Raw genomic sequence first — 9124 nt, 5'->3', positions numbered from 1 at the left:
TCTTCATTTATATTCTCCTCAATATAGTTGATAGCTTCACCAATTCCTTCAATCCACCCCATAATCATCCCCCCTGTCTGTATATATATCTTATCTCTTTTCAAGCGATTGCTTCCGACTTTTTGTGTTATGTTTTGTCTTGGCTGAAATATTATTAAATAGCCTATACATTAAATTGCTATTTGTTTATTATTCAAAATTGATCCTAATGTAATTATAACATATTTTGTAAACAAACTATTACTTATGGTACTGTATTTTCACTCATAAAAATTAACCTTAACCAAGTAATATAAATGGTTAAGGTTATCTTCAAAGTAAACTCCTTATCACATACATTCAAATAAATAAGTTCTACTAACCAAAGCGTAGATTTAGAGTGTCACTTATAATCATATTAATCCATTTATTTAAATGTAATTTGCTATCCACTTATTGAATAGATAAACATAGCAAAATCTCATCTGCTACCCTATTTACCCTACCAAAATCTAATTCAAAATATCTATCTCTTGGCTCATCTGGGTTGTTAAAGTTATACTCTAAAAATTCAATATGCTCATTTAAACATGCTAATTTTACATCAAAACAAAACTCTTCAAAAGATAAATTAGTATTGTCCAATGCTTCATATACACCTTTTACAAATATCTCTCTTAAGGCATCAATCATATAATATGCAAAACCAGAATCTGCACCATGTGATATAACCCTTGCAACTTCAAGTGCATAAGGCATAAATCCGCCAAAAGCCCAATCTATTATATATACATCTTCTTCATTACAAATCATATTTACTTGCATTAAATCCCCATTACAAAGAGATATAGAACCAAACAACTTCACTAACTATTTTATATTCATCATCATTAAGTGGAGCAACAAAAATCCCATCTTTCATAATCCACCTCATTAAATTAAATATTTAATTAATCCCATTGTCCTGGAAACCTCAATTTTTGTAGTTTCGGAAATTTTTTATTATATTCTTCCACTTCTTCCTTTGGGAGATTTTCAAAAGCTTCCGATTCATAAAATTCTCCTTTTATGCTTTTCATACTACCTTCTACTAATTCAATTCCCATAAATGCATCAAAGTTTTTGCCATCAGCAGTTGTAATATTAAAATTATCACATGTTTTAAATCCTATCCTAGGATAATAATCTGGTTCTCCAAAAATTACAATACTTTTATACCCTTTATTTGCAGCTAAGCTCATTGTTTCTCTTAATAACAGTTCACCAACTCCACATCCTTGCCATTTAGGCTCTACACAAAGAGGTCCAAAGGTTATAATTTCATGTGTATCTGCACCATCAACAACTCGTGCCTTTGAGTACATTATACATCCTATTACATCGCCATCCTTTACTGCTATTCTGCTTAGTTCTGGAAGATAGTCTTTATCTTGACGCAATTTATGCACAAGATAATGTTCATCACATCCAAGATGATGTTTATTCCAAAATGCATGCTGTGTCATTAACTCTACATTGTACCAATCATCCTTTGTTTCCATTCTAACTTCTATTTCTTCATGATTTAATCTTTTCTTTTCTTTTGGAAACCATCCAAACTCTAACCTTACTTCTTTTCTTTGTAAATCATTGTTCTTATAACAACAAGTATCCATACCAATCAAACTAAAGCCTTCATGCTGATAAAAATCTACTGCATTAACATTACAAGATTGTGTTTCTAGTATAATAGCTCGACGACGTTCTCTTCTTGCTTGTTCCTTTGCCATTTCAATTAACCCATGACCTATTCCTTGCTTTTGATATTTTTCTGCTACCCAAAGTTCTGTAATTCTTAGACGATTAGACCATAATTCTTGATCGGTTTCAATTGCAGCAACTAATTCATCATTAACTAATACTCCCCAAGCATAAGCATTTTCCCAGTGATCTTCATATAACTTATCTGGAAAATCGTATTCTTCTGGTGTATGAGTTACTGGTTCTTTAAAATCTTTCTTTTCTATCTCAACAGAAAATCCATTTTCTCTTTTATTTACAATAACATCATAATATTTGTCTGTCTTATACCTTATTGGAATTGTAGTTCCCTTCCATCTCTCTTTTGGTAAATGTATAATTTCATGTTTCATAATCTCTATCCTCTCTTTTTTATATGAGTTATTATCTTTACACCATCTAATTCTTATCACCTTATAGTCATAATACTTCTTTAATAAGTTAGAATTTGCTTAATTAATACTTTCTTATCAAAATTTACATATCATCATATATAAATTTTGATAAGAACCATCTTTTAATTTTTCTGCATTCTCTATTGTTCCACATAACGTAAACCCATTTTTTTTATAAAGATTAATTGCATTTATATTATCTTCAACAACACTAAGTTCTATTTGCTCATATCCAATTTCTTTAGCACTTTCAAGACAATACTCGGTTAACATTGTACCAATCTTCTTATTCCAATATTCCTTTAAAATACTAATGCCATATTCTGCTCTATGCATTGTTTTAATTTTATCACCCAACGCAAATACTGTTGAATTGCCGACTAACTTTCCATCAACAAAAGCAGCTATATCAAAACTTTTTTCTGATTCTAATTGTTTTGATATATATTTCTTTTCAGCCTCTAAACTTATATTAATTTCTTCTGGATATCTGCTTAAATAGTTTGTCTCGCCAGCACTTTTATATAAATAATCAATCATTTCTTTTGCATCTGATGTTTCAGGACTTCTTAAGATTACATATTTACTATTTTCTAAAATAAATCTTCGTTCTAATATCCTCATAATTACCACTCACACTCCCTCTTTATAACTCATCAACAAATTAGAATTTATCTATTACTTTTCCTTGCACGAACAATTATTACATCTGGTTTTTCTTTAACGCTAAAGCATTCTTCATAAAAACCATCAATTACAAAACCACTTTCAAAACATAGGTTAAATATATCTTGTAATGAACGATGATAGTAACATTGTAATAATGGCTGACCTGAAATAGCCTCACCAGCATACCTATTAGGTGACAAATATTTCTCTGTCAGAGTCACAAAGCAAGGGTGTTGTGTAGCAAATACAAATATACCATCTTCTTTAAGAAGGCAATTTACACATTGAAATAAAATAGATATATCTGAAATATCCATAATAGCCATATTAGATACCGCTTTACTATATGGCTTTTCCTTTTTAAGCGAGAGAAGTTCCCCTCTATTTGTTGCATCTATAACATGAAACTCAATTTTATCATTATACTTATACTGTCTTTTTTCTGCCAATGTAATCATTTTAGAACTGTAGTCAAAAGCAACAACATCTGCTCCTTTTTCTGCAATATAGGCAGAGTAATTTCCATTTCCACAGGCAATATCAAGTATAAAATCGCCTTCTTTAATTTCAAGCAATTCACTTACTCTTGGTCTTACAACTTCTCTGTGAAATTGATTTGATTCATCCCCCATACGATCATCCCAAAACTTAGCATTAGATTCCCAAGCCTTCAAACTTTCTTCAACTGAATATTCATTCATAAATAACTTCCTCCAACAATTTAAAATTATCTTTTGCCTGATCTAACAAATGATATTAATTTATCTTCATCATCAAAAGCCTTAACTTTGTGGCGATTTAGGTCATCATCATATATGTCGGATTCGTAGTATTTCCCTCCACAAGCTGCGGATAAATATTTCGGTATCAGTTCCATACCCATAAAAGCAGGATAATTATATCCCTCAGAATCTGTTATGCCAAATGCCGAAGCTTCCTTGAATCCAAATTGTGGATAGTATTCTGGTCGTCCAAAAAACAATATTGCTCCATATCCCAACGATTTTGCTTTATCTATCATGGCGTTTATAAGTGCTGAACCAACGCCTTGTCGCTGATACTCAGGCAGTACACTGATTGGACCAAAATTCAAAACAGGCAAAGTTTTATCAGATGTTTTAACTGTCGCTTCGCTGCAAATAATATGTCCTACAACAGAGTTATCAACTTCTGCAACCAAGCTTAATGATAGTATTCCGTCTCGTTTGCGCAATTCGTGAACCATCCAATGTTCAAACGGACATCCAATTTGCCCACGCTCAACTCTTCCGGGATAGGAAAAGGCAAGTTTCGTTATTTCTTCCACACGATGATAATCTTTTTCTTGCTCAAGTCTAATAAAAATATCCATTATGTTCCTCCCTTTTTACATCAGTTATTATCTTTGCACCATCTAATTCTTGTCACTTTATAGTTATCATACTTCCTTAATAAATAGGAATTTATTTTTCTAATTCTATAAACAAATACATTGGTATTTTTGCTAACCAAGCAACTCTTGGTGACATAACAGATTTCTCTTGTGCTGGAATTGGTTCATTCATATCAATTATCTTAAACTTATTTTTAACAAATGCTTTTATATAATCTGACAGAGTTCTATGTCTATATAAAATTGGAACATTCATTCCTTTAATTTCTCCAACCCATTCTTTTGGATTATGATAATCAGAAACAAGCACCTCTATATCTCCACTATTTTCTATCCATTTAGTTTCTTTTCCCTTGAAACAAGGATGTAATATAGAAATGAATACATTCCCATTTGATTTTAAAACACGCCGAATTTCCTTTAATGTTCCATCCAAATCTTCAACATCCATTAACATCATTGAACAAAGAACTATGTCATAATAATCATCATTAATATCATTTAGTGTATTTGCATTATAAATATAATGGTTAATGCTTAAGCCTTCTTCTTGAGCCTTACTTTTTGAGTATTCAATAAAAGCTTCTGAGCAGTCTGTTGCTGTAACTATTGCGCCTTTATGTGCTAATGCTCTGGAATAACCACCTTCTCCACATCCCAAATCAAGAATATATTTATTCTTAACATCTCCCAATTTTTCTAATGTGTATGGCATTATGTAATACATTCTGAAATCATTTGTTTGTGCCTTATCAACCCATTCGTCTATATTTACCTGGTTCCAGCATTCAGTCGAACTGTCTTTTATCATTTTTCCATCCTCCACAAATTAGAATTTATATATTTCAGTTATCTTTAAACTGAGTACAATAAAAATCAAAACTAATCAAAAAACTTCCCCTTATAAAAATTCTCATTGTCAAGTTTCTTTGCCGTCAGCCTGAACATGACGCAACCATCTGGGCATACAATATCCTTGCTATATTTATCATTTCCACCAATGTTCTCTAAATCTCCGCCACTTCTGACCGACTCCATGATTGGAAACATAATCATCATGACCTTGGAACAGATACCCTGTCCATCCGAATTTGTGGGACAGCCATAGGTGCAGGTATACTTATCCCCCACTTCCTCGCCGTTTCGGCAGTACCGCTCTGTATGGTCACTGCGAAGAAACCCAGTTACCTCAATTTCAAATTTGTACTCCTCATCATACCATTTTTTCATGATTAACCTCCAAATTTACTATTTATATTTCACTTAAAATATTAAATAATATATACTCTTTATTGTAACGTTTTTTGTAATCACTGTATATATAAACCATTTTATCTTATTATACGGTATTTTCACTTATAAAAATAGCCTTAGGTAAGTTATATCAATACCTACGGCTATTTTTTGTATTTATTTATGATACGATTCAGTATATATAATTCTAAACTCTATAATAAAAGTCTTAATATTATAATACATCATCTATTATATATTCATCACTATTAACTATTTCATATTAAGAAATACATATAATTCACTATGAATAACCAATAAAAATGATTTTATCACACAAAAATAAGATAGACTTTAAAGCCTATCTATAATCCTAAATCTCTTCAATTTTACATCTATGTTCTTTATTCTTTGAATCATAGCATATTGCCACTGCTAATACTTTTTTGCCTTCATTCTCGCGTCTTATCTTCTCCACATATTCTTTTTCTCTAATTTGATTTATTGCAACTTCAGGTAATTCATCCTTTTTCAGCTCAACTATAAATGGAATATCATTTTTTCTTCTTGGATGAAAAGTAAAATCTGCATAACCTTTCCCTGTTTTCTCCTCACGTTCTACTCTATAAGTATCTCTAGAAGAAAGATACGCTAAAGTTAAAACACATGAAAGGCTGTTCTCGTCATTATATTGAAGTATTGGTATTTCAGAATTATGAATATCATGAAGTATAGACTCTACAGTTTTTGTATCATCATTAACTGTTGCCTTTAACATTCTTTTTGAATTAGCTATTATCTCTGAAACATATCCAAAGGATTTATTTCTTAAAGCCTTTTCAAATTCTTTCATAAGCTCCTTATTAGGTATTTTTAAATATCCATCATAATAAGATAAAAATCCAAGTACTATCATAGCAGAATAGATTTCTTCTTTAGTCCTTGGTGACCCTTGACCAGCCCTAAATTCTTCATCTATTATCATGTCAATTTCCTGACCTGAAACCATTTCTATAACTTCATCTCTAATTTCTAAAACATTATATTTAAGATACTCAGCTACCTCATCCATAGCACCAGTATTAGTCCAATAACTTTCACAATAATTATTTTGAAGGGATTTAACTACTGAACGTGGATTATATATTTTGATTCCTGTTGCAGTTAAATATCCATTATACCAACTTTCAAGTTCTTTGAATTTCATTTCCCCATTTTTATCACATAACTTTATAACTTCATCTTCTGTAAATCCAAAATATTCACCAAATATTCTATCCTTTAAAAATGTAAATTCATCAAACATATTAAGAGCAGAACCGCTTGAATATTTCTTTATAGGAAGAACTCCTGTCATATATGCAAGAGCTACATAAGGTTGATCCTTTAAAAGATTCCTTAAAAACTCTAAAAAATCATTTTGATTTTCAACAAATAAATTATTATTAAAGATATAATCCCACTCATCAAAAATAAAAATAAACTTTTCTCTAGTATCATATAACATATCACTTATAGTGAAATATTTTTCGCTATCAATTTTTGGAAAAGCTTCTTTAATATCATTTATTAATGATGTCTTTATCATATCCATATAAGCGTCAAAACTTCTTCCAATTTCCGGTATTTTATTGAAAGATATACTAATTACATTATATTTATTTAAATGCTCCTCATAACTATTAGATTTACTTATATTAAGAGTGTCAAAAATATCATTTGAATCTACTGCTTTAGAATAATATGCTCCTAACATATCAGCAACACTAGATTTACCAAATCTTCTTGGTCTTGTTATGCATATATAACAATTAGCTGTATTAATAAGCTTATTAGTTTTTTCTATTATCATTGACTTATCAACAAAATAATCTATATTTAATAACCTTTTATAATTTCCTAAAGGCTTATTAGTATTTAAATATATTCCCATCATATCTGCCTCCCTTCCTACTACTGATTTTTCTTTACTACACGTAAAAACTACATTAAGTCACATTCAAATAAATAACTAGCCAGTATGCTAGTTTATTTTCATATGCCTAATTATAACATAAGCCAATTACATATTTAATATACTTGGCTTATCAATTAGCATTTAATCATAACCTATTTATTTTGGTTCTCCATAGGTACGTTTCAGCATATCATAAACAAAAAACTATAATAATTCATCTACAGCTGTATCAATACTAAAGCTATCCATATCATTAATCCATTGTTCTTTAATAACTATATACTTACATGTGCTTTCTTTACTTTTTAAATAATTATATATTATATGAGCTTCATCTATTTCATCCTTATCAACATTAACAGAACTTTTTGAAACATCATTAAAATAAGATAAAATGTTACTTTTAATTTTATCATTTATTTCATTAATATTAAGATTTCTAAGGTTATAACTTTCACTAAAAAGTAGTTTATTATATTTTATTAAAAAAAGCTTAATTTCTTCATCATTTAGAAACTCTACTAAGGCAATATTTTTATTAGCTTCCGTGAAATTAATAATTTTCGCAGTACTTACTAAGTGCTTAACTGCTCTTATGTAATCTCTATATTTAGCTGCACCTTCAAAATCAAAGTTTAAAGCAGCAATATTCATTTCCTGTTCCATTTCTTCCAAAATAGTCAAATCACTGCCACTAAGTAAATTTCTTATCCTTTCTACTAAAGCAAGATAATGCTCTTTGGAAGGATTGGCTGTACACATACCAATACATAAGTTCATAGAATATTTTAGACATCCTGAAGCTTTTCGAGAACTATTAGTACACAAAATTTTACTATGTTTTTTTATACCCCAAAGACCTTTTTCTACAGTATTCTTATTAGTATAAGGGCCAAAATAAAGATTGCCATCAGAATTGTTAGCCTCATTGCAGATTTCAATATCTGGATACTTTTCGTCCATTTTTATTTTGATATAACAATAACCTTTGGGACTTTTCATTTGCCTATTATATCTTGGTTTAATTTCTTTAATCAATTTGCATTCAAGTAGTAATGCTTCAAATTCCGTATCTGTTAGTATATAATCAAAGTCCTTAAGATTTTTCACTAATTTTATTACCTTTGGAGAATGAGATTTTGAATTTGTAAAATATGACCCAACTCTATTTCTTAAACTTTTGGATTTCCCTACATAAATAATAGTATCCAAAGAATCTTTCATAAGATATACTCCTGGTGAACAAGGTAGTTTTTTGATTTTTTCTTTTATGTTCAAGGTTATGATCCTCCTAAAGGTAGATTTTATAATATGGTTTATTTAATCTACAAAATATGTTACGGATATAGCATGTGCTTTAGGTGATTTACATGAATTAGAAAGTGGATTAAAGCATTTTTTAAAAGGATATTGTTCTATAAACGAGAATATGCATAAGTTTGTGTAATTAAATAAAGACGGGCTTTTTTTAATTGGAAATTACTACTGGATTTTATTGTCAGTAGTAATTTTTATTTTTCAAGGCAATACTAATAATGGGTTAGTGTAACTTTTTATATAGTTATTATTTGCAAAAATAGTAATACTATTCATGATTATTAAAAGTTGTACAAGCTTAATTTTAAACTTCAAATCTTCCTTCAAATAAAATACTAAGTTGAGCTAAAGTACTCGCCCAATGTTGAATTGGTGAAGTCCATTTCTTCATTATCTGCTCTGTTGAAAGATACAGTGACTTCC

9 protein-coding genes are annotated in these 9124 nt (G+C 29.7%); all 9 read right to left on the bottom strand.

The window, feature by feature from the left end:
• Positions 1-432: 432 nt before the first annotated feature.
• Complete coding sequence (locus BM119_RS18845; protein WP_090043256.1) at positions 433-804, bottom strand: hypothetical protein; 372 nt, start codon at positions 802-804, stop codon at positions 433-435.
• 125 nt (positions 805-929) lie between these two features.
• Positions 930-2111: a GNAT family N-acetyltransferase gene (locus BM119_RS20340; protein ID WP_242948475.1), complete on the bottom strand. Its 1182-nt coding sequence runs from the start codon at positions 2109-2111 to the stop codon at positions 930-932.
• Positions 2112-2228: 117 nt separating this feature from the next.
• Complete coding sequence (locus tag BM119_RS18830) at positions 2229-2777, bottom strand: GNAT family N-acetyltransferase (protein ID WP_143087358.1); 549 nt, start codon at positions 2775-2777, stop codon at positions 2229-2231.
• A gap of 47 nt (positions 2778-2824) precedes the next feature.
• A complete protein-coding gene (locus BM119_RS18825; protein ID WP_090043254.1) occupies positions 2825-3523 on the bottom strand; it encodes a class I SAM-dependent methyltransferase in 699 nt (232 codons plus the stop codon).
• A gap of 26 nt (positions 3524-3549) precedes the next feature.
• Entirely contained in the window at positions 3550-4173 is a 624-nt protein-coding gene (locus BM119_RS18820) for a GNAT family N-acetyltransferase (protein ID WP_090043253.1), read from the bottom strand.
• Between the two features lie 91 nt (positions 4174-4264).
• Positions 4265-5005: a class I SAM-dependent methyltransferase gene (locus tag BM119_RS18815; RefSeq protein WP_090043252.1), complete on the bottom strand. Its 741-nt coding sequence runs from the start codon at positions 5003-5005 to the stop codon at positions 4265-4267.
• Positions 5006-5076: 71 nt separating this feature from the next.
• Positions 5077-5424, bottom strand: coding sequence for a TIGR04076 family protein (locus tag BM119_RS18810; protein ID WP_090043251.1), 348 nt, complete (start codon positions 5422-5424; stop codon positions 5077-5079).
• A gap of 376 nt (positions 5425-5800) precedes the next feature.
• Positions 5801-7360, bottom strand: coding sequence for an AAA family ATPase (locus tag BM119_RS18805; protein WP_090043250.1), 1560 nt, complete (start codon positions 7358-7360; stop codon positions 5801-5803).
• Between the two features lie 228 nt (positions 7361-7588).
• Complete coding sequence (locus BM119_RS18800) at positions 7589-8662, bottom strand: UvrB/UvrC motif-containing protein (RefSeq protein WP_090043249.1); 1074 nt, start codon at positions 8660-8662, stop codon at positions 7589-7591.
• Positions 8663-9124: the final 462 nt, after the last annotated feature.

Origin of the sequence: Clostridium frigidicarnis (assembly GCF_900111985.1) — a bacterium.
Lineage (GTDB): Bacteria > Bacillota > Clostridia > Clostridiales > Clostridiaceae > Clostridium_Z > Clostridium_Z frigidicarnis.
Note: the sequence above shows the minus strand (reverse complement) of the source record. Positions and strands in the feature narration are given on the sequence as shown.

Excerpts from the sequence above, each read along its gene's own strand:
- BM119_RS18825 (WP_090043254.1), bottom strand. The coding sequence starts at position 3,523 with ATGAATGAATATTCAGTTGAAGAAAGTTTGAAGGCTTGGGAATCTAAT.
- BM119_RS18805 (WP_090043250.1), bottom strand. The coding sequence starts at position 7,360 with ATGGGAATATATTTAAATACTAATAAGCCTTTAGGAAATTATAAAAGG.
- BM119_RS18820 (WP_090043253.1), bottom strand. The coding sequence starts at position 4,173 with ATGGATATTTTTATTAGACTTGAGCAAGAAAAAGATTATCATCGTGTG.
- BM119_RS20340 (WP_242948475.1), bottom strand. The coding sequence starts at position 2,111 with ATGAAACATGAAATTATACATTTACCAAAAGAGAGATGGAAGGGAACT.
- BM119_RS18810 (WP_090043251.1), bottom strand. The coding sequence starts at position 5,424 with ATGAAAAAATGGTATGATGAGGAGTACAAATTTGAAATTGAGGTAACT.
- BM119_RS18845 (WP_090043256.1), bottom strand. The coding sequence starts at position 804 with ATGCAAGTAAATATGATTTGTAATGAAGAAGATGTATATATAATAGAT.
- BM119_RS18830 (WP_143087358.1), bottom strand. The coding sequence starts at position 2,777 with ATGAGGATATTAGAACGAAGATTTATTTTAGAAAATAGTAAATATGTA.
- BM119_RS18815 (WP_090043252.1), bottom strand. The coding sequence starts at position 5,005 with ATGATAAAAGACAGTTCGACTGAATGCTGGAACCAGGTAAATATAGAC.